The 25,412-nt window shown below is 32.6% G+C and carries 26 protein-coding genes; 18 read left to right on the top strand and 8 right to left on the bottom strand.

Annotated features, from left to right (window positions below; all coding sequences use genetic code 11):
- Nucleotides 1-133: 133 nt before the first annotated feature.
- The gene (locus BKH43_RS07500) at nt 134-316 is read right to left on the bottom strand and encodes an ArsR family transcriptional regulator (RefSeq protein ID WP_095230190.1); all 183 of its coding nucleotides are present in this window, start codon (nt 314-316) and stop codon (nt 134-136) included.
- Nucleotides 317-451: 135 nt separating this feature from the next.
- Between BKH43_RS07500 and BKH43_RS07495 the strand changes: the two genes are divergently transcribed.
- The 6 genes from BKH43_RS07495 to BKH43_RS07475 all read left to right on the top strand — a co-directional run bounded on the left by BKH43_RS07495 (nt 452) and on the right by BKH43_RS07475 (nt 4,949).
- Complete coding sequence (locus BKH43_RS07495) at nt 452-1,546, top strand: ImmA/IrrE family metallo-endopeptidase (protein ID WP_095230188.1); 1,095 nt, start codon at nt 452-454, stop codon at nt 1,544-1,546.
- 49 nt (nt 1,547-1,595) lie between these two features.
- Complete coding sequence (locus BKH43_RS07490) at nt 1,596-2,084, top strand: ImmA/IrrE family metallo-endopeptidase (protein WP_095230186.1); 489 nt, start codon at nt 1,596-1,598, stop codon at nt 2,082-2,084.
- Nucleotides 2,085-2,277: 193 nt separating this feature from the next.
- The gene (locus tag BKH43_RS07485) at nt 2,278-2,745 is read left to right on the top strand and encodes a type II toxin-antitoxin system antitoxin SocA domain-containing protein (protein ID WP_095230184.1); all 468 of its coding nucleotides are present in this window, start codon (nt 2,278-2,280) and stop codon (nt 2,743-2,745) included.
- Between the two features lie 102 nt (nt 2,746-2,847).
- Nucleotides 2,848-3,093 carry a hypothetical protein gene (locus tag BKH43_RS08425; RefSeq protein ID WP_143429054.1) on the top strand — a complete coding sequence of 82 codons (246 nt, stop codon included), beginning with the start codon at nt 2,848-2,850 and terminating at the stop codon, nt 3,091-3,093.
- A 255-nt stretch (nt 3,094-3,348) separates the two neighbouring features.
- Complete coding sequence (locus BKH43_RS07480; RefSeq protein ID WP_095230182.1) at nt 3,349-4,434, top strand: ImmA/IrrE family metallo-endopeptidase; 1,086 nt, start codon at nt 3,349-3,351, stop codon at nt 4,432-4,434.
- Nucleotides 4,431-4,949 carry a DUF4411 family protein gene (locus tag BKH43_RS07475; protein WP_095230180.1) on the top strand — a complete coding sequence of 173 codons (519 nt, stop codon included), beginning with the start codon at nt 4,431-4,433 and terminating at the stop codon, nt 4,947-4,949. The genes BKH43_RS07480 and BKH43_RS07475 overlap by 4 nt, the downstream gene beginning before the upstream one ends.
- Nucleotides 4,950-5,047: 98 nt before the next feature.
- On the opposite strand, the gene BKH43_RS07470 is transcribed toward BKH43_RS07475, so the two are convergent.
- Together BKH43_RS07470 and BKH43_RS08525 are read right to left on the bottom strand one after the other, a co-directional pair.
- Nucleotides 5,048-9,607 carry a hypothetical protein gene (locus tag BKH43_RS07470; RefSeq protein WP_095230178.1) on the bottom strand — a complete coding sequence of 1,520 codons (4,560 nt, stop codon included), beginning with the start codon at nt 9,605-9,607 and terminating at the stop codon, nt 5,048-5,050.
- Between the two features lie 281 nt (nt 9,608-9,888).
- A complete protein-coding gene (locus BKH43_RS08525; RefSeq protein ID WP_172402348.1) occupies nt 9,889-10,056 on the bottom strand; it encodes a hypothetical protein in 168 nt (55 codons plus the stop codon).
- Between the two features lie 595 nt (nt 10,057-10,651).
- On the opposite strand from BKH43_RS08525, the gene mraY reads away from it, so the two are divergent.
- The 5 genes from mraY (at nt 10,652) to BKH43_RS07440 (ending at nt 15,507) form a co-directional block, all read left to right on the top strand.
- Nucleotides 10,652-11,716, top strand: a complete 1,065-nt coding sequence (gene mraY / locus BKH43_RS07465; protein WP_095230177.1) for a phospho-N-acetylmuramoyl-pentapeptide-transferase — start codon at nt 10,652-10,654, stop codon at nt 11,714-11,716.
- Nucleotides 11,716-12,951 carry a UDP-N-acetylmuramoyl-L-alanine--D-glutamate ligase gene (gene murD / locus BKH43_RS07460; RefSeq protein WP_095230175.1) on the top strand — a complete coding sequence of 412 codons (1,236 nt, stop codon included), beginning with the start codon at nt 11,716-11,718 and terminating at the stop codon, nt 12,949-12,951. Before mraY ends, murD begins: the two co-directional genes overlap by 1 nt.
- Before the next feature lie 9 nt (nt 12,952-12,960).
- The gene (locus BKH43_RS07455; RefSeq protein ID WP_095230173.1) at nt 12,961-13,299 is read left to right on the top strand and encodes a Spx/MgsR family RNA polymerase-binding regulatory protein; all 339 of its coding nucleotides are present in this window, start codon (nt 12,961-12,963) and stop codon (nt 13,297-13,299) included.
- A 2-nt stretch (nt 13,300-13,301) separates the two neighbouring features.
- Nucleotides 13,302-14,738, top strand: coding sequence for an SH3 domain-containing protein (locus tag BKH43_RS07450; RefSeq protein ID WP_095230171.1), 1,437 nt, complete (start codon nt 13,302-13,304; stop codon nt 14,736-14,738).
- Nucleotides 14,739-14,901: 163 nt separating this feature from the next.
- Entirely contained in the window at nt 14,902-15,507 is a 606-nt protein-coding gene (locus BKH43_RS07440) for a hypothetical protein (protein WP_095230167.1), read from the top strand.
- 6 nt (nt 15,508-15,513) lie between these two features.
- Here BKH43_RS07440 and BKH43_RS07435 read toward each other — a convergent pair whose 3' ends face one another.
- Nucleotides 15,514-15,831: a hypothetical protein gene (locus BKH43_RS07435; RefSeq protein ID WP_095230165.1), complete on the bottom strand. Its 318-nt coding sequence runs from the start codon at nt 15,829-15,831 to the stop codon at nt 15,514-15,516.
- A 183-nt stretch (nt 15,832-16,014) separates the two neighbouring features.
- Here BKH43_RS07435 and BKH43_RS07430 point away from each other — a divergent pair, with 183 nt between their 5' ends.
- Together BKH43_RS07430 and BKH43_RS08745 are read left to right on the top strand one after the other, a co-directional pair.
- On the top strand, nt 16,015-16,200 hold the full coding sequence (locus BKH43_RS07430; RefSeq protein ID WP_095230163.1) for a hypothetical protein: 186 nt from the start codon (nt 16,015-16,017) through the stop codon (nt 16,198-16,200).
- Nucleotides 16,201-16,228: 28 nt separating this feature from the next.
- Nucleotides 16,229-16,387, top strand: coding sequence for a type II toxin-antitoxin system mRNA interferase toxin, RelE/StbE family (locus tag BKH43_RS08745; RefSeq protein WP_095230192.1), 159 nt, complete (start codon nt 16,229-16,231; stop codon nt 16,385-16,387).
- A gap of 410 nt (nt 16,388-16,797) precedes the next feature.
- Here BKH43_RS08745 and BKH43_RS07420 read toward each other — a convergent pair whose 3' ends face one another.
- Nucleotides 16,798-17,166, bottom strand: coding sequence for a helix-turn-helix transcriptional regulator (locus BKH43_RS07420; RefSeq protein ID WP_095230161.1), 369 nt, complete (start codon nt 17,164-17,166; stop codon nt 16,798-16,800).
- Between the two features lie 611 nt (nt 17,167-17,777).
- Nucleotides 17,778-17,963, bottom strand: a complete 186-nt coding sequence (locus tag BKH43_RS07415; protein ID WP_095230159.1) for a hypothetical protein — start codon at nt 17,961-17,963, stop codon at nt 17,778-17,780.
- A 105-nt stretch (nt 17,964-18,068) separates the two neighbouring features.
- On the opposite strand from BKH43_RS07415, the gene BKH43_RS07410 reads away from it, so the two are divergent.
- A complete protein-coding gene (locus tag BKH43_RS07410; RefSeq protein WP_095230157.1) occupies nt 18,069-18,410 on the top strand; it encodes a hypothetical protein in 342 nt (113 codons plus the stop codon).
- Between the two features lie 119 nt (nt 18,411-18,529).
- Here the strand turns inward: BKH43_RS07410 and BKH43_RS08520 are convergent, their stop codons facing one another.
- Entirely contained in the window at nt 18,530-18,688 is a 159-nt protein-coding gene (locus BKH43_RS08520) for a hypothetical protein (protein WP_172402347.1), read from the bottom strand.
- A gap of 689 nt (nt 18,689-19,377) precedes the next feature.
- Between BKH43_RS08520 and BKH43_RS07405 the strand changes: the two genes are divergently transcribed.
- On the top strand, nt 19,378-20,973 hold the full coding sequence (locus BKH43_RS07405) for a hypothetical protein (RefSeq protein ID WP_095230155.1): 1,596 nt from the start codon (nt 19,378-19,380) through the stop codon (nt 20,971-20,973).
- A 99-nt stretch (nt 20,974-21,072) separates the two neighbouring features.
- On the opposite strand, the gene BKH43_RS07400 is transcribed toward BKH43_RS07405, so the two are convergent.
- Nucleotides 21,073-21,987 carry a methylenetetrahydrofolate reductase gene (locus BKH43_RS07400; RefSeq protein WP_095230153.1) on the bottom strand — a complete coding sequence of 305 codons (915 nt, stop codon included), beginning with the start codon at nt 21,985-21,987 and terminating at the stop codon, nt 21,073-21,075.
- Nucleotides 21,988-22,123: 136 nt separating this feature from the next.
- Here BKH43_RS07400 and BKH43_RS07395 point away from each other — a divergent pair, with 136 nt between their 5' ends.
- Genes BKH43_RS07395 through BKH43_RS07385 form a run of 3 tightly spaced genes read left to right on the top strand, consistent with a single transcriptional unit; the run spans nt 22,124 to nt 25,165 of the window.
- On the top strand, nt 22,124-23,800 hold the full coding sequence (locus BKH43_RS07395) for an N-6 DNA methylase (protein ID WP_095230151.1): 1,677 nt from the start codon (nt 22,124-22,126) through the stop codon (nt 23,798-23,800).
- A gap of 1 nt (nt 23,801) precedes the next feature.
- Nucleotides 23,802-24,173 carry a hydrogenase maturation nickel metallochaperone HypA gene (locus BKH43_RS07390; protein ID WP_095230149.1) on the top strand — a complete coding sequence of 124 codons (372 nt, stop codon included), beginning with the start codon at nt 23,802-23,804 and terminating at the stop codon, nt 24,171-24,173.
- A gap of 41 nt (nt 24,174-24,214) precedes the next feature.
- The gene (locus BKH43_RS07385) at nt 24,215-25,165 is read left to right on the top strand and encodes a zinc ABC transporter substrate-binding protein (RefSeq protein ID WP_095230147.1); all 951 of its coding nucleotides are present in this window, start codon (nt 24,215-24,217) and stop codon (nt 25,163-25,165) included.
- Nucleotides 25,166-25,412: the final 247 nt, after the last annotated feature.

Here is a 25,412-nt window from a genome sequence, read left to right as displayed (position 1 = left end):
AGACACTTTCGAAGTAACAGTATCAAAGTTACTTGATTTATCTAAAAGGATAGATGTGCCTTTTTCTTATTTTTTCTTAGATGAGCTTCCTGAAACAACAAATGTGATAGATAGCTTACTTAAGTCTCATAGGTTACATATATTTAGGGATATATGTATCACTGGCAGTTGTTCGGAAATTCCGAACAACTGAATCTAAACTTAGCTCGCCTTCATCTAATATGTTTTTAATGTGCTCGCTTATGGTTGATTTGCTCTTTTTAAAAAGCTCTGCTATTTGATTTAGATTTAGCCAAAGTGTGCCATTTTCTAACATAACTTGAAGCTTTACTTCACCTATCGCATTATTATTTATTAATATTATCTTTACACCTATTAAATCCTTGCCTAATATATCTTAATCCCTTATAATAAATCCATCTATCTTTAAGCTAAGGAAAGGAGGTAAAAAATGGTAAAAACTGTAGAGATTAACCCTAAAAGAATAGAGTATTTATTAGATTTATTTAACTTAAATCTAAGAGAGCTAGCTAATCTTATAGATATGCCAACACAAAGCCTCTTGCAACAAGATACTTTAAAACTTAGCACTCTAAAAAAGATAGATAAGATTTTTAAAAAGGGCTTAAACTTTTATACTGAGCCAACTAATCTATCTAAAAAAGAAAACATACTCTTTAGAGTAAAAAATAAAAACCTTACCATAAGTGATAAGCAGCTAATCTTAAATAAGCAAGATGATAGCAACTATATACAAAGCATACTAAAGCTTACTAACTTCAAACTAGAAAGAAAGCTAGATATAAAAGCAAACCTTAAAAGTAAACCTAGTGAGATAGCTTCTCTTATATCTCCTTTAGTGCTGCCTAAAGATACAAAGGATGATAAAAGATTTTTAAAAAACTTTATAGCAAAGCTAGCAGCATTAAATATATTAGTTTTTGAAATCTTACAACCACCAAATAAAAAAGATAAAAGCAAGATAGATGCTTTTTTTATAAAGCCAAACTTTATATTTTTAAATAGACAAAAAGGTTTTAAAAGAGAGCTTTTCACTCTTGCGCATGAGTTAGGACACTATATATTACATAATGAGCATATAGATGATGATATATTTGAAACTTTAAGTAAAGAAGAGAGTTGGTGTAATGAGTTTGCTTTTTATCTTTTAGCGGGGAAAGGAATAGAAGAGATACTTAGTTTAAAAGCTAGTGAGCTTAACTTTTATAATGAAAAACTTCAAAGTCTTTCAAACAAGTATCATATAAGCACATTAGCTATATTTTGTTTTTTAGCAAAAAGAAAAGTTATAACTTGGCAGCACTTTTTTTCTTTAAAACAACAAAGTGATGAGCTTGTGCAGCTTCCACGTATTAAAGAAATAGAGTTTTTTGCTAAGCCTAAGCCTATTTGTTCACCCTTACAAAAAGATATATTTAAGATAGCTTATCTTAAAGGTATAGTTAGTGAAAAAGAGATACTTTTAAGATTTGCTAAAGAGATTAAAAATCACAACTTAGAAAGTTTTATATATTCTGCCATCTAGTGCATTTTGATAAAATAAGCAAATGTTGTTATAAGAGGAATACAAAACCATGTTTGTAGATTACAAAAAAGCTAAAGAGCAAGCAGATATATTATTACAAAAAGCAAAGATAAATAGCTATCCTGTAAACCTTGCTGCTATTTTAAACTTTCTAGGTTTAGATGCAAAGTATAGCGATAAAATAGAATATGAAGCCATGCTTTCTCCTAAAGAAAAAACTATCTTTATTAGAAAAGATACATTACCTATGACAAGAAAGTTTTTTTCTATCGCCCATGAGATAGGACATTGGGTTTTACACTCTCATGATAAACAAAGACCAAGGATAAACTTAGAGCTTGCCCAACAAGTTGATGATATAGATATAAAAGAAGAAAAAGAAGCTAATGCATTTGCTTCAGAATTGCTTATGCCTTATGATGAAGTAAGAAAGCTTATAATGATAGGTTATAGTCCTCAAAACTTACAAGAGTATTTTGATGTATCTTATAGTTTTGCATATAATAGATATGAAGCTGTGTATAGGATGATTTATTAGATGCCTGCGTGAAGCTACTTAGAGGATAAAAATTCCACAAGATTTCTAGTTTCTCTACTCTTATCTTTAATTTAGTATCATATTGAGACTAATAAAGCAAGGTTGTATAATATAAAAAGACAATTATGCTAATTAAATAAGGATAAACAACTAAACTTATTAAGTTTAAGTTCATTTCATAAAGGAAACAGCCATGAAAGCACTAGACTTAGCAAAAGGTATAATTAATCACTGCCTAGAAAGTGGATATCCTATAAGCAATCTTTCATTACAGAAAATCCTATATCTAAGCAATAACTTTTATATTATAAATACTGGCAATTTTTTGATAGATGATGAAAACTTTTACGCTTGGAAGTTTGGTCCAGTTATACCTAGTGTTTATAAGCAATATGCTTTTTATGCAGGCGATAAGTTTCTGATTCCTGAAGATGGTGCTATAAACTTTAACGATACTTTAGAGTTTAAAGATAAAAGTGATTTATTAGAGCGCTTTCTTGGATTTGTAAGATACTGTGCTAATCAAGCCCCGTGGGACTTAGTAAAATATACTCATAAAGTTGGCGGGGCTTGGGATAAGGTATTTGATAAGGGTGTTGGTGTAGGCAGGCTAATCCCAAAAGAGTATATAGAACAAGAAGCTAATAGTTTTAAAGACTAGTTATGCAGAGTGATTTTTATAAGCACTTTATTGAAAAAAATACACACGATGATCTTTTAGATAAGCAATTTGCAGACATACTCTTTGAACTTGGTGGAGCATTTGAGAACATACACAAAGAATCCTTATTTTCTCTTTACGAAAAAGACTATAAACACCACTATAAAAGAGCTATATGACTATGAAGTTTGGCAGTTAGTTAGAAGGTCACACATTGAAGGAGGAGCTTGGTACAAGGCGTTTGAACAAGGCGAAGGCTTTGGCAATATTATCCCCTATGAGGATATAAAGAATGTTAAAGGTATAGTTAGTGAAAAAGAGATACTTTTAAGATTTGCTAAGTTATAGCTTTCACGCTCTAGCTTATTAGTTGTTAATGAGGAACCCACGGTTAAATGGGGGCTTCAAAGCTCTCGCCTTGAAGGGGGTAGTAAAAACTTTATATATTTTTTCTTAATATGGCAAAGTTTTTAATAAAAAAAGTATCTTTTTTATTAATATTTCATTTACTTTTTGTAAAAAAAGCATAAAAAAACTTCCTAATTGACAAATGTATGCAGCTTTAATAAAATGATATAAATTAAAAGATAAGGAGTTAATAAAATGCTTTTAACTAGTAAAAATGCTTTAGTTATAAACTCCATGAATATTGAAAAAGAGATTATTAATAAAGTGTTTGGTAAAAAGGCATCCTTATTTTTAGATTTTTTAGAAGGAAGGATAGACACTTTAGAAATAACAGTATCAAAGTTATTTGATTTATCTAAAAAAATAGATGTACCTTTTTCTTATTTTTTCTTAGATAGTCTCCCTGAAATAAAACCACCTATAGCAGACTTTAGAGGTAATGCTAAGCCCTTTTCTAAGGCCTTGAGAGATAGTATAGATTCTAGCTTCAATAAACAATCTTGGTTTAGAGAGTATCTAATAAAAAATGGTTGTGATAAAACTATTAAAAATACCACTACAATAGAAAATGCTAAGGACACTAGCGATATAGAAGACACTATCAAAGAGTTAATTGACTTTGATAATAATAAAACCATTAAAGACTTTATAGATTGCTTACAAGCTAAGAATTTTATAGTGCAAGTAACTGGTGTTTCAAGAAATAATTCACATAAGGTTATAAGTGTAGAAGAGTGTAGAGGTTATGCTATATATGATGAGTATGCTCCTTTAATCTTTATAAATACTAAAGATAGCGATAAAGCAAAGATTTTTACCTTACTTCATGAGCTAGCTCATATATTGTTAAAACAAAGTGGTGTAAGTTCATATGAGTTTTCACAAGATATAGAATATAAATGCAACAATATAGCTGGCAATATACTTATGCCTTCAAAGTCTTTTAAGCAGGCTTGGCAAAAGACAAGAAACTTGTATGAGAATGTATCTTTATTAGAAAGAAACTTTAGCCTTGCAAGTAGACAAGCTATAGCTACAAAGGCTATGTTAAATAATCTCATAAGCTATGAAAGCTACAGGGGCTTTATAAATAAAGAGAAGTTTAAAACTAGTAATAAAACAAGTGGCGGGAATTCTATTTTTAGTTATAGGGCAGCTAATAGTAAAAACTTTGTTCAGTGTGTAATTAGTGATACGTTAAACGATAAAGAAACTTATAAAAATGCCTTAAATTTATTAAATGTAAAAAGCATAAGCACTCTTTTAGGGCTATATAAATGAAATATTTAATAGATACAAATATTTTTATAGAATCTGCTTATAGATATTATAGATTTGATATATGCCTTGGCTTTTGGGAGTGGATAAAAGATGTTGCTTCTAATGATAAGAGTATAAGGTCGCTAGACAAAGTAAAAGAAGAGATAAAAAGTATTGATAAAGTAGGCAAAGATAAAAAGACAAACGAGCTTTCAAGGTTTATAGCGAGCTTAGATAAAGCATTTTTCATAGATAAAAACACTATAGATAAAGAAGCTATAACTAAAGTAGCTAATGCAATAAATAAAGACTTTTATCAACAAGCTAGTAAAGATGCTTTTGAAAGTGGGGCAGATTTTTTCTTAGTAGCACTTGCTTTACAAGATAGATATACTATAGTAACTCATGAAAAAGAATTAAGCCCTAATACAACAAAAGTGAAAATCCCAAACATTGCAAAAGAGCTAGGCGTAGAATGTATTAATATCTCAGACTTATTGGTTCAAAAAGATGTGCAGTTTGTACTAAAAACTTAGATGCAACTAGTTGTTGCTATTAAAAAAAGTTTTGTTATAATCTTCCTAGGCTAATTAGCTTGTAAGTGTTACTAGGCATACGACGATTAGAGTTCGGTCTAATGTCGTTTTGGACGTCGGTTGTGGGATAGTAGCACTTGCTTATTCACCTTGCCTTTCCCTTTCCACATAGTTACTAGATTTATTTTATTTTGTCCAGTTAAAACTTCTTCTATAACTATATAGTGCCCATTAATCTGTTTTGCATAAATTATCCTATTCCCACTCATCAATATCTCTGTTGGATTTTTTATAATATCTTGATAACCTGCTATATCTTTTAAAGTAACAGCTACTTGCCCTCTTCTTGCTTCTATAGATTGATCACCATGCTTGTTTAGTATGTGCCTAATATTTTCTGCACTTACCTCTCTAGCAGGAGCATAGTTTCCTTTAAAGACTAGAGGCTCTAATCCCTCTTTTTGTCTTGCTTGATTTATCACATCTAGTTCTTTTTGACTTACATGAGAAACTATTAGCTTATTATTAGAGGTTTCTAAATCCCACTTAGCTAAGTTGTCTAGTATCTCTTCTTGTGTTAAGTCTTTTTCTAAGGTAGTTTTTTTAGGGATATTACTTCCCTTATCAAGTGACCCCTTTAACTCATTTTCATTTTGCAAAGCCTTTTTTGTTGGCTCTAGGTTGCCTTTTAAACTAACATCATCAACTTCATCACCTAAGCTAAATAACCCCTTTGTATCATAAAGGTCTTTATCATCTATAGTATTAGCTATATCTTCATCTAAGTTATTTACTTCCTTCCTAACTAAACTCTCTACTTCTAAAGGATTACTTCCTTTTTCTATAAGCTTTAAGGCTTCATAGGTATCTTTACCTTCTAAAGTATCTTTTATAAGATTAGGGTTAAGCTTATAAACTTCTAGTATATTAGGTATGTTAATCTTAGTTTGTAAGCCTTTTTTATCTAAGAGACTAGTTTTTCTTTCATTTAAAGAGTTTACAAGACTAGTAAGTCTAGCTTTTTCTACTAAGTCAGTAAGTAAGTCTCCTTTGTCATTAGTCTTTAACTCATTTTCTAGCTCTTCTAGCCTTTTATTTATAAGGGCTAAATCATCACTTTTAGCTAAAGGATCAAAGCTTTGTTTTAAGATACCATCTTTACTAGTTTCTAAGTCTTTAGTTTTAGTAAGCACTAAGTCATTAAGCTTAGCTTTTATATTTAAAGCTTCTATATCACTTTGTTTTAGACTAGTATTACTAGCCTTGCTTAGTAGACTAGAAGCCTCACTTAAATTAGAGCTACTTAGTTTATTAAAATCTGTCCCTACTAGATTTGTAAGCTTAGCTAGGTTTTCATTATCTATCTTAGCTGCCTTTTTTTCTAAGCCTTTTAAGATTTTCATACTATCACTAATAAATTTTATATTACTTATACCTTCATTTAAGCTAGCAGCCTTATTATCAGCTTTAAGTAAGTAGTTTGCTTGTCTTAATAAGTCTCCTTCACTAAAAAGGTTACTTCCTGAGCCTAAACCTAGTATATTTTTTAAGTCTTGTACATATTCTTTTTCATAGTCTTTTATGAACTCTTTAAAAGTATTCCCACCATTAGCATCTTTATTCTTAAGACCTTTAAGTATCTCACTCATTAAAACTAACTCTAAGTCTGTATCACTATCTTTATATAAGGCATTTCCACTTATAAAGCTATCTAAAAACTCACTAGCTTCTTTTATGCTCATAGGCTTTTTATCTTGTAAAGATACTCTTAAGGCTTGAGGGAGTAAGTCTATTAAGTCACCTTGTCTTAAAAGGTTATTATCTTCTAGGGTATTTTTAAGATTAAAAAGCTCTAAGCTAGCTTCTTTAAGACTTTTAATCTCACTTAGTGAACTTGCATCATCAGCTTTTAGTACATCTTTTAAAAAGATAGGAAAGCTAGGGTTAGTGCTATCAAGTAAGGCTAGTTCTACATCATCTTTATTTATATCATAAAACTTAAGCTTTAAACTTTCTTTTAAGTCCTCTGTATCAAGTGCATTAGTATGCTTAGAAGCTAGGGTTTTTAAGTCATCTCCTAAGATACTAGTAAGTAAGGGCATCTTATCAGATATAGAATTAGTTCTACCTAGATTAGAAAGTAAGCTTAGCTCTTTTATAACACCTTTATCATCACTATCTAAAACTCTAATTAAAATAGGGTTAGAGTAGTTTTTAAGTAAGTCTTTTTTATCTCCTAAAAACTTAGCTAAGGCTTCTTCATAGCTTTTTTTCTCTAAAGGAGTAAGACCTAAAAGCTTTTGGCTTCTATGATTACCACTTATAATATTACCTAGCTTATCTAATAAAGGCACTCCATCTTCTAAGGTTTGATTAGAGATATTAAGGTGAGTGTTTGCATTAAAGTTAGCTAGGTTAGCTTTAGCTACTTTATTATCTTCAAGTCTATACTGGGTTTTAGAGTTAGTAAAGTTAGGTTTTAAGTCATCTTTTTCTATAAGTTTAAAAGTAGCCTTATAATCTTTACCATTAACATTAAAAGAGTTTGTTCCTATATCACTAGCTTTATGGAAGCTTTCTTCTAAGTTTAAAGCCTTATTTATTGCTTTATTAAGTAAGTAGTTTTCTTCTAAGACTGCAAAGTCTTTAGCTAGACTTTTAATATCTAAAGAGTTATCTTTAATATGCTTTAAAAGTAAGTCTTTCATACTAGGAGATATATAACCTTTAAGAGTTCTATCTTCTATAAACTTAGCTAGGTTTTTATTAGGGAGGTTAGAGTTCATAAACTTTTCTAACTCACCTATTAGGGAGTAAGCTAGATAGTTTGGGTTTTTAGGAGTGAAGTCACCATTTAAGGCCTTATTAAGCTCTAAGACTTCTTGACTTGGAACCTTATATATACTTTCATTAAACTCATCTTTATTACTAGCTTTAGCATACTCTATATTAGCTTTTTTATTAAAAGTAGGTAGGTTTAAATCTTTTATGGGGCTAGTGTCTATATTAACTTCATTTTCAAGGCTTGATAGATAAGTAACTTCTTTAGGACTATTAGCTTTAGTTGTAGGCTCACTTTTAGGTTTTGGGGCAAAAAGATCATTACTTGTTTCTACATCTAAGCCCTTAACACTAGAGACTTCTTTAAAGTCTTTATCTTCATTTATTTTTTTATCTTCACTTGTAACTTTAGAGCTTTGCTTAGAGCCTTGTTCACTTTGTGTTTTTATGAATTCTAATTTATCAAAGTTATCTTTAAATATGGCGTTATTTTTAGTTTCTAAATCTAATGCTTTTAAGGAGTTATGTATATCTTTTTTAGCACTGCTTACTTTTAAGGCTTGAAGATATATTTCATTAATAGCATCTTTATTTGCAACTAAGGTTTGTAAGTCTAAGGTCTTAGGCAAGCCTTCAAGTCTTTGTATTAAATCACTTGGGCTTCCTTTTCCTTCAAGTGTAAACTTTAAGCTTTTAAGATAACCTATAAGCACATCTTTACTAAACTCTAAGGCATTATTCATATCACTTAGTGCTTTATCATAAACTTTTATATCTTCTAAGGTTTTAGGTTGTTCCTTAGTGTTTATATCTTGACTTGTTGGGCTGTCTTTGGCATTATTATTAGGAGTGGTTGGAGAAAGATTCTGAGACCCAGTAAGCCTTTCACCAGTATGAAAACTTTGTTTGGCACCACTTACTACTTCAGGAACATTATCATTTACGTGATGAAACGCAGTTGCTACCCAGTGATTAGTCTCTTTGTTATCAAAGCTTTTTCTAAGCCTTACTTTAAAGTAGTCTTCTCCATCTTTTAGCCATATATCCTTTAGTCCTCTTTGAGTATCTACATCAACAACAATGCCTTCTTTTATAACTTTGTTAAGCCCATTTATTACCCCAGTTTCGCCTTCTCCAAAACGTGCAAACTCTCCTTCATGCTTATCTAATATGTGAGCTAGTCCATAGCCAGTATGCTTATCTGGATTTATAACTTTCCCATAAGGTAAGTCTATATCTCCTATATCTTCTCTATGCCAAAGTCCTTGAACTTGGCCTTCTTTTTCATCTATAAGCTTTTGTAAGCCTTCTTTTGGCTTTCCTTTAAACTCAGCATAGTTAGTACCAAACTCTTTTAAAGGAGGCAAGCTATCTTCTTGTCCTTTAGTGGTAGAGTTAGTATCTAGCTCATCACCATCTGCTTTAGGGGTGCTAGGGTTTGTAGGGTCATCACCTTCTGCTTTAGGATTAGTAGGATTAGTAGGGTCATCATCTCTTGGAGGAGGTAAGTTATCTTCTTGCCCTTTAGTGGTAGAGTTAGTATTTAACTCATCACCATCTGTTTTAGTAGTATTAGGGTTTGTAGGATTTATAGGGTCATCACCATCTGCTTTAGAGATATTAGGATTAGAAGGAGTTTCTTTTAGGTCTTGCTTTTGGCTAATAAAGTGCTTGCTTAAAAAACCAGCTTTAAAAAACTCATTATTTTTTAAAGCTTTTAAAGTCTTAGCCATACTTATAAAAACATTTTGATTATGTCGTGGCAAGGTTTTAAAACTAGGTTCTTCAATGATTGTTTTAACCAGGCCTTCTGCATCTAGTAAGTGAAAGTCTCTTTTATGTTTTAAGGCATTGTTTACTACACGATTTAAGGGCAATAAAGGATCACCATTTACTAAGGTAGCAAAGAGCTTTACTAGTATGTTATTAGCTTTTTGTCTAGCTGATCCATATGGGCTTTGGGCTATAGTTGAAGGAGGAGAAACTTTAGTTAGAGAGTAGTCTAAAAATGTTTAAAAATCTTCAAATAAACTAGCATCCTTATTTTTTAAAGCTTTTAAAGTCTTAGCCATACTTCCACTTTAACTGGCTTAGATTCTAAAAAATCTCTAGCACTATCAAAATAATACAATGGCTTCCACACCTCCTCACTATCTACCTATACGTTAAAACTACCTGCTGAAAAATTACAATCAAAATCGTAATCAAGGCCGTAATCATTCTCTAAAATACTAGTTAAAAAAGCGTTATAATCGATGATAGGGCTTGTTTTTATTTTTTTCACACTTGACAAAGCTAGCGTAATTTTAGTAGTATCTTTCATCATTTTTAATCCTTTTGGTTAATTATGTATGCCACTCTTTAAGAGTGGCTTTTTATTAAGTGTGTCAGCACTTAATAAAAAATTCAAGTTACCTATTTTTTAGGTAACGCATTAACTGTTATTCAATAGAGCTAAAATCTCTAAAATTGCAATTACTAAATTTAGTACTGCTATTACTAATCTTAAATCCATTTGTCATCCTTTAATAATATATTTTTTGAGATGACTCTTTGATTTACTATTAGAATAAGAAACTACCTAATATCTTAAGATTACCTTAAGTCTAACTTCATATTAAATATTAACAATAGCGACACCTTTAAAAAGCTTTTTAAAACTTGAAAGTATCTAAAGTCAAAGAACACATATAAAAAAAATAGCCTTTTAAAGTTTCCTAAAAGAGGCTTTTTAGTTCTTTTTTATATGTGTAGGCAAAAAACTTATTTTTTACCTAACTTTATAAAAGCGATAAAAGATTTGATAAAACTTAAAATTAAAAAGCCACCCTACTCTTTAAGATAAGCTTTTTAGGCAAGTTCTAATCAAGAGATTTTAAAATTCGTTATACTGCGTTTTACTAATTGACCTAAGGTAGCCCATGCTTTATTATCTCTATGAATACTTCGATATAAATCTATTTCAATACATTACATTTAGAGCAGGAGTTAGTTTTATCATAGGCTTTTTACTCTCAGCCTTTTTGCTTCCAAAGTTTATAGCCTGGGCTGTAAATAAAAAAGCAAGCCAACCTATATCTACTTTCATAAAAGCCCATGAACAAAAGAAAAACACTCCTACTATGGGTGGGCTTGTCTTTGTCTTCTCAACTCTTATAGCTAGCTTACTTACTTTAAAACTTGATAACTACTACTCAATTCTTGGTATGCTTTGCTTGTTACTTTTTTGCTTAGTTGGCGCTAGAGATGACTACGTAAAGATAGCTGCTAAGACTAATGCTGGCATGAGTGCTAAGCTAAAGTTTTTCTTACTGGCTATCATTGCTTTGCTTTTAAGCCTTGGGATGTATTATTCTGGACTTAATACTAGCCTTTATCTTCCTTTTTTAAAACACCCTGTGATTGACGTAGCTAGCTATCCTTACATAGCTATAATCTTTTGGATGCTAGTTTTTTTAGCCACTACTAATGCAGTTAATATCACTGATGGACTAGATGGGCTAGCTACAGTGCCAAGTATCTGTGCTTTAGCAAGCTTAAGTGTTTTTGTCTATGTGGCTGGTAATTATGAGTGGTCTAGATATCTTTTTTGGCCTAGGGTTTATGGAGCTGGAGAAGTTATGGTTATAAGCCTAGCTTTAATTGGCTCTCTTTTTGGCTTCCTTTGGTATAACTGTCACCCTGCACAAGTCTTCATGGGAGATAGTGGAAGTTTGGCTATAGGTGGTTTTGTAGCTTACTGTGCAATCATTGCTAATAGCGAGATACTACTTATCATCATAGGCTTTGTCTTTGTTATAGAAACCCTCTCAGTTATCTTACAAGTTGGTAGCTTCAAGCTAAGAAAAAAAAGGATCTTTCTCATGGCGCCCTTGCATCACCACTTTGAAGTTAAAGGTTGGGCGGAGAATAAGATAATAGTACGCTTTTGGATAATTGCCATACTAAGTAACATCCTAGCCTTACTATCTTTAAAGATAAGATAATGATTAATCTAATAGGATATGGCCTAACTAATAAGGCCCTTGCTAAGCTTTTAGATTCTAAAAACATAGCTTATAGAATCTTTGATGACACTTTAAAAGATTCCACTCTAAAAGATTTTAATGCCTTAAATCTTAGTCCTAGTGATATTAACATCATAACTCCTGGTATACCTCCTTTTAAAGTTACTCATGCCGTCATTAGTGATTATGAGTATCTTTACGCTAACTATAAGTTCCCCTTTGATATATGGATAAGTGGGACTAATGGCAAAACTACCACCACCCAGATGTGTGCTTTTTTAAATGAGCATGCCCTAGCTTGTGGCAACATAGGCCTACCACTAAGTGAAGCCCTAGCTAAAAAAGCTAGTTTGCTAGCTATAGAAACTAGCTCTTTTACACTTCACTACACAAAAGATGCCCTACCTAAAATCTACTTACTTTTGCCTATAGAACAAGATCATATAAGCTGGCATGGAAGCTTTACTAACTACATAGATGATAAACTGCGTCCACTGAGTATCTTTTTAGAAAAGATAGCTAAGGGAGAAGATGCTAAAAGTTTAGAGTTTAGATGCATAGTGCCTAAGGCTTTAAAAGATAATTTAATAGTTAAAACCTTCATGAGTAATCATAAAGATAGAATCTTTTTATATGAAGATGAAGATAGTCTTAAAAGTCACTTTCACTTAGAAGAGGCTATAAACTTTAGCTATCCTTTCTCTCTTGATGCAACTTTAGCCCTAAGTGCTTACAAACTTGCCAAGCTTCCTATAACACGCGATATTAATGACTTTAAAATAGGCGCTCACAAGATGGAAGAGTACGTATTTAATGGTGTGACTTTTATAGATGACTCTAAAGCTACTAATCCTCACGCAACCTATGCTGCCCTAACTAGCTACTTAAAAAACTTAAAAGATACTTTGCATCTAATCTTAGGTGGTGACTTAAAAGGTGCTGATATAGGTTTAATAATCCCTTTATTAAATAACCCTCGCATTAAGATTTACACACTAGGGAGAGATGGCTTAAAGATAAGTGAAATTTTAAAAAAGCAAGGGATAGATTCTATATATAAAGAGACTTTAAAAGAAGTTATGGCTTTTATAGAATCTAAAAAAGGAGACCTAGTCTTACTAAGTCCAGCTTGTGCTAGCCTTGATCAGTACCCATCTTATGCCTTAAGGGGTGAAGAGTTTATAAACCTTGCTAGAAGCAAAACTTCAAACTAAAGGTTAAATATGCAAGAAACACTAAGTATATATGGCATAAAAAATTGTAACACCATGAAAAAAGCTTTTGATTTCTTAGAATCTAAAGGCGTCCCTTTTGTCTTCATAGACTATAAAAAAATACCTCCTAGCAAGGAGTTTTTAAAAGAGGTTTTAAAAGATGTGAGCATAGATATCCTTTTAAACAAAAAAGGCACAACTTATAAAACTTTAGATTCTAAACCTAGTACGCAAGAAGAGATTTTAGAGTTTTTGTGCCAAAAACCAAGTGCTATTAAAAGACCTCTTGTAAAGTACCAAGGTAGATTTTACATAGAAAGTCTAGAAAACATCCTTCAAGGCCCATAAATATGAAGTATCTTATATACACCACTTTTGCATTACTATTTATAGCTTGTTCTGCTCCAAGCCTATCTTTTAAAGAAGTTCAGTATCCTCAAGTGGTGGATGGTAAGTTTTTTAACCTCTCTCAAGATGCCAAAACTTATGTGAATCTAGAGCAAAAACAAGCCGTCTTTCAAGACTTGAGAGATAAGTATTTAAAGATATACTACTCAGTATGGACTGAAAAACCAACTGCTACTAAGGCTGAGACTTTTTGGATACTGCCAAGCTTGCAAAATGCTATAAAAGCTGATAGCGCATATAAAAACTTACTAAATGAAGATACCTCCACTCTAAGCTTAAAAGATAAGATCAAAAGAAAAGAAGAACTAGAAAAACTTGATAAAAAAAGACTAGCCCTCCTAGGTATGGGAGAAAACCTCATGCCTAATACTGCTTCAGACTTTCAAAAGATAGTGGATAATATGAACATAGATGCTTTTTATAAGAATCCACAAAATGCCATCATAGTAAACAACACTAATGTAAGAGCCGTTCCTACACTTAAACCAAGATATAAAAATGCCCACAACTTCCCTTTTGATAGATGGCAAAATAGCTCTATGTTTGAAGGCACTCCAGTAGTTATAACACAGTTTAGCACTGATGGTAAGTTTGCTCATATACATAGTGCTTATGTGGATGGTTGGGTAGTAAGTAAGGATGTAGCACTAGTAGATTCTAAACTAGAAAAGTTCTTACTTAATCTAAAAGACTATAAAGTAACTAACGAAGACAACACACCACTAAACGACCCAAAAAGACTTTTCTTTGTAGATGCTAAAGTAGGTCAACTCTTCCCTTATGATAAGAGCACTGATAAGCTAATCTTTTTTAGTAAAGATATCTCTGGTTATGCAAAGCGCTTTGAAGTAGCCTATCCAAAAGATAAGTTTTTAACCTTCCCCTTGCCTTTTAGTGATGAGATGATGGCTAATCTTATTAATACTATGATGGGTGAAAAATATGGCTGGGGTGGTATCTTTGGTAATAGGGACTGCTCAGCTTTCACTCGTGATAGTTTTGCTAACTTTGGAATCTTTTTACCTAGAAACTCAGCCTCCCAAGCAAAGTATCTTAATAACCTACAAGATCTAAGTAAGATGAATGATGCTCAAAAAGAAGCTTATATCATAGCTCATGGAATTCCTTTTAGAACTATCATATGGCTAAGAGGGCATATCATGATATATATTGGCACTACTATGATAGATGGCAAAGAAAGGGCTTTAGTTGCCCATGATGCTTGGTCTGTTACTGGTGGGACTGACACTGATAAAAGGCTTGTCATGCTAGGAGGAGTACATATAACTACCATGACAGTTGGAGCATCTTTTGATGGTGAGAATAACAAAAAGACACTTTTAAGTCGCTCTATAGGCATGAGTAATATAATGGAATAAATGACTTTTAAGCTTAAGTTATAGAGTTTTAGATTCTATAGCTTTTGTTTTTCCCCTTTCTTTTCTTACCTTTGTAAGCTTGCCTCTCTTTAGCACTACTTCTCTTAAGTTTTTAGCTTTTAGAAAACTTGCCTTTAAAGCAGTAACTAATGGTATAAGGATAATGGGCTTTGCTTTACTTGCTAATCCTATAGGCTTAATAGCTACTGGTATAGCATTAGTTGCAGGTATTATCATTTACTACTGGAAGCCTATAAGCACCTTTTTTAAAGGCTTCTTTAAAGGCTTCAGTGAAGGAGCCCAGCCTCTTATGCCACTACTAAAAGGTATATGGGATATGGTAAAGATAGTCTTTGCCCCTATAACTTTAATCTTTAATGCTCTCTTTGGTAACTTACAAAAATCAACTCATGCACTAGATGATTTTAGTAGTACAGGTGAAAAAGTAGGGAAAGCTATAGCTGGTGTCTTTAACTATCTAGCTGACTTAATAGCTAGTATAGTAGGAACACTAAGTAGTGGTATAGGTAAGATAAGTGACTTTATAAGTTTTGTAGGTGATAAACTAGGACTAGAAACTAGTATAAAGTTAGCTGCCCCTAAAGCTCCTGCTAACTTACCAAAAGCAAGTGAGCTTCAAAGTTTACCACTTAATGGTGGAGCTAAAACTACTACTAACTCTAGTGTTACTAATGCTAATACTATAACTATAGTTACAGGAGCTGATGCTAAAGAAGTAGTAAGAGCTGTAGCTACTTATAGTGATTAATAAAATTTAAGAAAAAACTTTTCCAAGTATATATCCAATTAAAGGGGTGCTAAGCCAAAAGAGAATCCATATTTTAGCTATTCTCATAACTAGTCTTCCCGTCCTTGTACCAACATCATTAAAGTCTTTCCATTGCAAAGGAGCATTTTTGTCAATTGGCTTTCTAAGCTCTTCTTTCCTAGCTTTTATCTTATCATCTAAGCTTTTTTCAAAGGAATTATAACCATTAGCTATTTTCTCACCACCACCATTGACAAAAAAATTAAGTATTTTAAAAATGCCACTAATCATGAATATGCCTACAAGAAACGCTATAGCAATCATAAATCTGCTCCTTTGCTTAGAATTTTAGTTTAACTCACTACATTAAAACAAAATACACATAAATTGTCAATATATGTTTATAAAAACAAATCACTTACACCATCTTTACACGTAAGATCATTGTAAGACCACATATAGTCATTTATTGGCATAATATAAACAAAAGCTATAAAGGAGTGTAAGATGATTGCTTTTGAAAGACAAAGACCCAAACTAGCACGGAGTCTAGCCCTAAGCAAAAGGCTAAAAGTCTATGCTACAAAACCTAAAAAGCTAAACTCCTTAGATAGAGCTATCAAACAAATAGAAAACGCCCAAAGCTATAGATTTGCGAGCTTTAAAGAGCATCAAAAGCATATACTAGACTAGATGCTAACTTTAGAAGTTTCTAAAGAGTATAAAAAGAGTTTCAAAAAACTCAGCACTCAAGGATAGAGACAAAGGAGAGTATCTAGGCTATAGAGATATACATATAAAGCCAGACTTAGTGCTAGTTTATAAGATACATGAAAAAGAGCTTATACTTTTACTTGCTAGATTTAGGCAAGCACTCTAAGATATTTTGATAAAGCCACACCTGCATCTAATCCCTTTCTTTTTTTAATAAATCTGTTTTAAAACTACACCCTACTAACTCATAGTTTTTGCTTTTTTATTTGATGATAGCACTAATCCCAGCTATAGTTTTTAGCGAGTAATACTTATATAGCTATATCAATAAGATAAAACAATAAGCTGTGTACTTTATGATTTAGATGCTAAGGATTTTAAAGAAGGAGTAAAACGTTACCAAGGTGAAATAAAAAAAACTAATAAACATCAAGCTAGAAAGCTAGAAGCTTATATATATATATATATATATATATAAACAATCTTATCATTGATGCTTAAGAGACTTTGCAAAGATGTGGCAAGTCTAGTAAGATGCGCGCTTGATAGCCTAAATGTAGTCACACACCTACTAACTTATAGCTTCTTAAGCGTTTCTTTTAAAGCCTTGTACTCTTTTTCTATAAGCAAAAGTTCAAACATATTTATAGCCCATTTAGGTGTATCTCTTATGCCTCTTTTCCAACCACTTACTGTATCTTTTGTAACTCCTATGCGTTTTGCTAACTCCTCTTGAGAGAGATTTAGCTTTTTGCATATATCTCTTACTGGCTCTTTATCGTTGTTAATATAAGATTCTATGTTTTTTTTAAGTAGTGGTGAGATTTTGTCCATATTAGCAGCTCTTGATATAACCTCTTCACTATATCCTAACTCCTTTGCTAACTGCCTTTGAGTTATACCTAGCCTAGCACACACTTCTTTTATGTAGTTAACCTCAGCCATTTTTACGCTCCTTTAAGTCTTTTATCTCTTTTAAGGCACTATCTAGCTTTTTTCTACAACTCTTAATCTAAACTCATTAACACTAACCCATATGGCAAATAGTACTAATACACCCCAAACTACTAACATTTGCTTTACCTCTTTTAGTTTTTGTGCTAAACTCACTCCATAAAGTTTTGAAAGCCCCCCTGTTGTTAGGGGGAGTGGATTTAAAAGATTTGCCTTAAAAACTCTGCTAAAGTTATTAAGTCAGCTATAACTCCTAAAACCACTATCAAGACTTTTAAAAGTTTCATTAGAACTTCCTTGAAGTGAGTTTAAAGCATGTTCTAAAAGGTGTTGCTACCACCTTTTGAACAATATTTAAAGAAGGTGTCAACATCTTTGTAATTGACACTGGGATACACATTAAGCAGCTACGTAGTAATCTTGTAAGATCGCACTTAAACCTTTTATAGAATCTGCTACACTCTTAAGTATTTCTTTAATCAAAGATGTTAAAAATATTTAAAAAGCATTTATAGGCCTCCATAGAATTTTTTTAGAATCTTCTATATCTTTGAGACTTAAATCTAACTATATTTTTAGGCTTCCCTTAGTTATCTTTCAATCTAATTTATTCTTTGAGAGGCGATATTCCCTAAGTTTAGATTAGTCTTTAGCCCAGCTGTGGCTTTTTTTATAGAGTCCCCTAAAGTGTTGGTTAAATTAGCCCCAGTAGCTCTAGTAATCCTATTTATAGCTTTACTTAAGTTATCAAAGTCTGGCTTTAGCTTTAAGGTTAGTTCACTTTGCATAAATTTTCCTTTTTAGGTAATATCTTATTAATAATGATATGCAATAAAGGGCTGAAAGATTTTTAGTGTTCAAAAAGGGTTAAAACAAGCATAAAGGAGAGATAAATGTTTATAGTAACCGCATTTATAGTTTTTGTAGTTTTTCTTATGCTATTGCTTATACCTTTTTACATTGTAAAAGGATTATGGGGATGGCATAAAGAAGACATGGCGATAATTAAAAGAAGAGAAGCTGAAGGATATTATGAAGCAAGAGAAAAAGAGGTACTAGAAAAAGCTCAAAGAAATTTAGCTAAGGCAAGATTAGAATTAGCTAAAGTAACAGAAGAGCTAGCTATAGAAAAGCAAAAAGCAAAAGAAGCAACTAAAGAGCTTATAAGAGCTATAAAGGGGGTTGGGTTAGGTATAAAGTCTCTTTTTATTAAACTTTTACCCTCCAACTCCTAGCCCCACCTCAGCAAACTTTTTAGCATACTTTACGTAGTCTAAAAACTCTCCTAAAGTCATATCTTTTATATCGCTTAAACTAAAATGCAAGGCATAGCCTATAAGAGCTATGCCCTCTCTTAGTCCTTTGGGTTAATCCCTAAGTAAGCTCCCATTTCTTTTTCTAGTTTTTGAAACTCATCAAAAGGCAAGGCATCTAAAAACTCATTAGTTATCTCTCCTTCACTTACGTTTATAAGCAAGGTACGCGTAAAGTTAACATCATCATCTTTTTTCATAGAAGCCTTAGCTATCTCTACTTGTTTTAAAGTTTCTTTTTCTATTTATTCTAACTTGTGTGTTTTTTTCTAACCAAAACTCTAGCTTCCTAGAAACAGGTGTAGTTACGCAAGCAACTAGGGTTTTCTAAAAATTTTAGCGTGAGCCAAACAACTATTGACTAAATCTTTATTCCAACACTTTCTCTTTCACACTGTTTACTATTTTTATGTTTTCTTTTAACCAAAAAGGGGTTTAACCCCTCCTCACTTCCGCAAAACCTGCGAAAAAGGCTCTTTTTCGGCAAATAAGGGTAGGGCCTCGCTAATTCCGTTTCTAGTAAAAAAATGGCGTAAGCACTACTGCTTACTTGTTTCCATTTTTTTACACCACAAAACGGGCGAGAATGCCTTCGGCTTAGGAAACTATAATTATTGGGAGCTTCGTTGTGTATAGATGGCTGCTCGTTAAAAACGATACTTCTTTATAAGGTGTATAGGCCATAAGGTTACAGCCTATTTTCTTAAGATAGATAAGTAAGATAAAAGTTGAATAATCCAATAAAAACATTCAAGGCTAATAAACTTTAATTTTACTCACTAAATCACACTTCTTTTTTTCTAATACTAACTCCTTGCTATGGGGCATAATGCTAGGGATTATCACCTTTGTATTATCTAAATTTACTTGATTATTAAGGAAGGACTTTATGCCAACTCTAGTTAAAACCTTTATCACAACTGCCCTAGTCTTAAGCCTAAGTTCTTATGCCTTAGCACAAAAAAGCACTACTTTAGATACACAATCTACTTATGATATCAATGGAGCTAGATTCTTACTTGGTGGTGGGATAGGTAGTGGTATAAGACTAGCAAATGTACATGAAGGTTCTACTTATGGGATTAGATTTTCTAGAGCTGGGTTAAATGCTAGGCTTAAACTAGGTGGAGGATTCTTTACTACTACTGCTAATAGTACTTTAGGACTTCAAGCAAGCATAGGTATAGGTGCTAATACTTTAGAATCTTCTTTTACACCTCAGTATTCTATTAATCTAGATTTTATACAAGCTTTTAAGGTTGGAGAAAGTGGTAAGTTTAAGATAGGTTATATACTAGGTGTAGGGGCATTTATTAGAACTAATGATGTTATAAATTCTGGCAGTGGTAATATTAATACTAATCTTAGTAGTAGCCTAGCAGCAACACCAACTAGGGATAATACAGCCCTTTTAGCTTTGCCTCCTTCTTTTAACGCTAAACTAAATACCAACAGCACTACTAACTCTAGTTTTGAGGATAATCTTACAGCACCAAGTACTTCAGGCAACATCTCAACTCTAAGATCTATCTTAGATACACTAGATAGCACAGCTGCTTCAATATCAACTTTAAGCATAGAAGGTGGTAATAACTTAATAAAACTTCAAGGTGAACTAACTTCCAAACAGCTTTCCTTACCGGAGTATCAAAGAGAGTTTAATACTGCAAACTCTGCGCTAAATAACGCTCTAAGCACACTTAATAACTACAATACACAAATACAAGAACAAACAAAGAAAAGAGATGATGCAAGCAACTTTATAAGAAGTAATAGAGGCACAAGCCAACCACTCACTGCTTATATAAATCCAGATTCTGGAGCTTACTATGGCAATACTGATAATATATTTATAGGGTCAGCTTGGTATGCAAACCAAATAAGAGATGAGGCAAATAAGTTAAATGACGCAACTATAGCCCTAGCAAAACTAGCTATGCAAGAAAAGGCTATAACTAATAATCTAGGCAATTTAATAGCAGCTAAAAGTGCAAAAAGTGAGCAACTAAATAGTCTTAATACATCTTTAAACACTTTGCAAAATGAGATAAACAACCAACACGATCTAATAAATAAATATCAAGACTTAATAACTTCTATGCAAAAGCTTAAAACACAAATCGCAAATGCAAGTAGTAATAATAGTAGCAATAATCAATCAACCCTCCTCTTACTACAACAAGCCAAACTTGAACTAAGCAAAGCAGATGCAATCTTAAAGCAAGAAAAAAGTACCACTCCTAAAACCTTGCTAGCATCTATACAAGACCCTCAAACAACAACTAAAGAAGAAAAAGTTGAAACAGCTAAAAAAGATACAAATAAAGAGCCCTTCATACTCCCTACTATCAAATTTGGCGTTATAGCCTTTATAGGGAAGAGACAAAGTCTATCTTTGGAATATCAACACTACTTTAGAAATACTAATCCAAACCTTGCTAGTGGAGATATAACGCTTAACTACACTTACTACTTTGGAAACTAGCTATTAACGTTTTAAATAAAAAGTCTTAAAAATATTAAAGTAAGCATGCTGCTTCACTATTTATTAGATTAGCGCAAGCATCCTGCTTCACTACTTTATTTATATTAACGCAAGCATGCTGCTTGCTAGGCCAGCATTATTACTATTCATAAAATGGCATTTTTTATGGATATTTAAAAAAGATTCTAAAAGTTTTAAGCTAAGCTCAAAGCCTACTTCTTTCTCACTTCCTTTTAAAGCAGCCTCTTGCATCCTTTCTATCAAACTTGCTGGTACTGACACTCCTGGCAGCTTAGAGTTTAGATAAAGGGCTGATTTAAGACTAAGCACTGGGAAAAAACCAGGCACTAAGATAGCGCTTTTTGCCAGCTTGTTATTTATCTCATCTACCCATTCTAAAAGCTCATTTAAAGTAGCTAGATCATAAACTGGCTGAGTGATGATGGCACTTGCTCCAAGGGCTATCTTAGATTCTAGATTTTTTTTAAGTAGAGCTTTATTTTTAGCATAAGAGCTTATAGTACTAAAAGCATAGATTGGTTTAGGAAGTGGATATTTAAGTGCATTTCCTCCTAGGTCATATCCTTCATTTAAGGCTTTTACTAACTCTAAGATTTTAAGACTACTTCCTTCAAAAACACTTTTTGCTTGAGGCTGGTCTCCTAACTTTAAGGCATCTCCACTTAAGGCTAAAAAGATTCTTATATCAAAGCCATTAGCCCCTAAAAGCATAGATGAGAGGGCAAGGGAGTTTCTATCACGCAAGGACGTAGTACAAATCACAGGCTTATTAAAGAGGGCTTGAAACTTGATACTTGAAAGCAAGCTACTTTGTCTCATCCTAGCTAAAGGAGAGTCAGTACAAACAAAGCCAGAGACGTGGTGTAAGAGTTTAGATTCTAAGACCTTTTGAGCTAGGGTGTCTAGAAGTGCACTTTTATCAGGGCTTAACTCATAAGTAATAGTACGCTTTTTAGCATTTTTAAGGTCTAGTAAAAAAGATTCTATATCCATGATAAGCCTTCCTTGATTGATAGTCTAGTTATAAGGGTTGTTTTAAAAAAGCATTTTTTACTTCAGATTATATCAAACACATTATGTAAATTTAAAACGAGGTATAATTAGGACTTATATTTTCTTAAGGATCTATTTGAAAAAGCTAATTGACTGTTTTGACTATATGAAGAGATATCACTCTGATATACTAGATGCACTTAGTATCATGCTAGAGCTTTTTTTACTTAAAAAACAAGAACCTAGCATCATAACTGACCTTATAGATAAGGCGCATAAAAGACAGCCCATAAAGCAGATTTTTAAAGAGCTGTTAAGCCAAAAGTCTAACATTCAAGTAAACCTAAATGTAAACATACTAAAGATTCTAAAAGTTATAAATACAACTGATGTAACCCCTGAAACTATAGAATCTTTTCTTAACATCATCTCTCAAAAAAAGACTACTAATAAGCTTTATTACTACTCAACTCCAAAAGAAGTTAACCACCTACTTTGCTTGCTTTTAGAACTTAAAGAAGATGAAAGTCTTTATAATCCTTGCTATGGCATAGGAAGTATTTTTTTAAGTATAGCTAGCATCATGTCTTCTAAAAATATAAAGCTTTTTGGAGAGGAGTTAGATTTGCGCTTTAGTGCTATAGCTAAGCTTATAGCAAAGCTTAGTGATATAGATGAGGCTAATTTGATAGTTAATGACATCTTAAAAAGAACTGCTTTTAAAAAAGATGGTGAGATCATAAAGTTTGATAAAGTTATATGCAACCCACCGCTTTATGCTCACATGGGTATAGAACAGCTTAAAGAAGATGAGAGATTTAGCAAGATAGGAATCTTGGTTAAAAACTATCCTGAGCTAGTCTTTTTAACCCATGCTCTTTCTCACTTAAAAACTAGAGGTGTTTTTATAGTTAGAAACCAAACCCTACTTAAGCAAGGCTTAGAATCTAAACTTAGAGAAAAGCTTTTAAAAGAAAAGATGATAGAAGCAGTTATAGAGCTTCCTAAAAATATCTTCCCTCATCAAGGCTATGACTTCTCCATACTAGTTATAAGCTATAACAACAATCTAGTAAAGCATATAGATGCAAGTAGTTTTTATGTAAAAGATGGCAAATATAACAAGCTAGTAGATATAGATAAGATAGTTTCTATGTTTAGTTCTAATGCAAACTCAGAATTTAGTAAAGTTACAGAACTTAGCAAACTCTATGTAGATGATCTGCGTGCAAGCCACCATGTACACACAACAAAACTTACTAAGCAAACCCTACTTTTAAAAGACTTAGATCTTGAGATATTTCGTGGACAAAGAGTGCATGATATAGTAGATAGCACTCATAAGATTAAGTACTTTGACTTAGGTATAGCTGATTTTGCACAGTTTGGTTTTAGCGATAAGTTTTCTAACGAAAAAGAAAGCAGTGAGATAGCTAAGATTTTAAAATACAGTCTAAGGCCTTATGACTTACTGCTTTCTTTAAGGGGTGTTATGCCAAAAGTTACTATCCTTAGCCCTAACTTAGAAGAAACTCTAGCTATAGCAAATGCTGGCATCATCATCTTAAGATTCCAAAATAAAGAAGATGCCTTAGCGCTTTATTGCTATCTTTTTAGTAAAAAAGGCTATGTTGCCCTCTCTCATATCTATGAAAACAGTGCTGAAAATATAGTCAGTGCTAATGACTTATTAAATCTAGTCTTACCTAAAAACTTCCATAACTACGCTTCTAAGATGCAAGATATAGAGGAGTTAAAAGAAGAGTATCTAAGACTTGATGCAAAGGTTTTAAAACTAAAAGAAGAGTTATAACATGCATGAATATTCAATCGCCTCCCACCTCCTAAGCCTATGTGAAGAAAACTTTGAACAAGCCTTAAAAGATAGTGCGCCTTCTACGCTAGAAAAGGCCTATATATCAAAGATAGTTGTAAGTATAGGTGAGCGCTCAAACATAGAGCCAAAGCTTTTAGAATCTGCTTTTAGCATACTAAAAGTTGAAAGTGCTTGTACTAAAGATTCTATCTTAGAGCTTACAAAGATACCTTTAAGCCTTAAGTGCAAAGAGTGTGGTTTTACTTTTCACTCAACCACTTCACCACTTTGTCCAAACTGCCATAGTACTAATACAGATATAGTTGATGGTAGAGAGATTAGACTAGAAAAACTTGAAATTGAGAATTAAAACTGTTTACAATATGATATAACATTACAAGGAGAACAAAGATGAAGATTATATTACTTAGTATATTGTTTTCTAGCTTTTTTACTATGGCCTTTGGTGCTAGTACAAATGAAGGCACAGTTAGCACAAATAGCGAAGATAGCGGAGGCATGATAAATAAAGCTTTACAAAAAAGCCTAGATGAAAAGATAAACTTTATATTAGAGCATAAACCAGCACCGGCTATGCCTGATTTTAAAGCAAGAAAACTAAACATAACTGTAAGCATACAACCCCTAGCCTACTTTATAGAAGGCATAGCAGGTGATACTGCAAGTTATGATGTATTAGTCCCAAAAAATAAAAATGCAGAGACTTTTGAGCCAAACTTTAGCACTATGGAATCTTTACAAAACGCTGATCTTTTTATAGGTGTAGATATGCCTTTTGAAAAAGTATGGCTACCTAGAGTTATACATAACAACAACATAAAAACGCTAATCTTAGATACGCCTATAGGACTTAAAGATATGCCTCATATATGGCTAAGTGCGAAAAACGCAAAACGTATAGCCTATGTTATATATAGACAGTTAAGCGAGCTAGAGCCAAGTAATGAGCCTTATTTTAAATACAGACTTGCCTTAGTTTTAGGAAGACTAGATATCGTAGATAAAAAGATGGCTAAGGTTTTAAGCACTATGCCAAAAAAAAGCTTTGTGACTTATCACTCAAGCTTTAATAACATAGCAGATGACTATGGGTTAAATGAGATAAGTCTTCAAACTCATGGCAAAAGCTATGGGATATCAAAGATTATGAAGATAAGCAAAGAAGCAAAGGCCTTAGGTATAAAACGTGTTTTAGCTGAGCTAGAGGATGCTAACACTGATATAAAAGCCCTAGCAAAAGATATAGGCGCTAAGGTAGTAACTATAGACCCACTAAGTAGTGACTATGAAAACAACCTTTTGCATATAGCTACAGAGATATCAAAAAGCTATCAACCTTAAAGAAAATAGGCTATAACTTTATAGCCTATACGCCTTATAAAAAAGTATCGTTTTTAACGAGCAGCCGTCAATACACAATGAAGTTTTCAATAATTATAGTTTTTTAAGGCCTGTGGCATTCTCGCCCGTTTCGTGGTGTAAAAATCACGAGAAAAGTGAGCAGTAGTGCGAACGCGTGATTTTTGCTAGAAACGTAATTAGCGAGGCCCTCCCCTTGGCTCACGCCGAAAAAGGCTTTCTTTTAAGA

It is taken from the genome of Helicobacter sp. 13S00401-1 (assembly GCF_002272925.1).
Classification (GTDB): Bacteria; Campylobacterota; Campylobacteria; order Campylobacterales; family Helicobacteraceae; genus Helicobacter_I.
The sequence above is the reverse complement of the archived record's forward strand: the minus strand, read 5'-3'. Positions and strand labels throughout refer to the sequence as shown.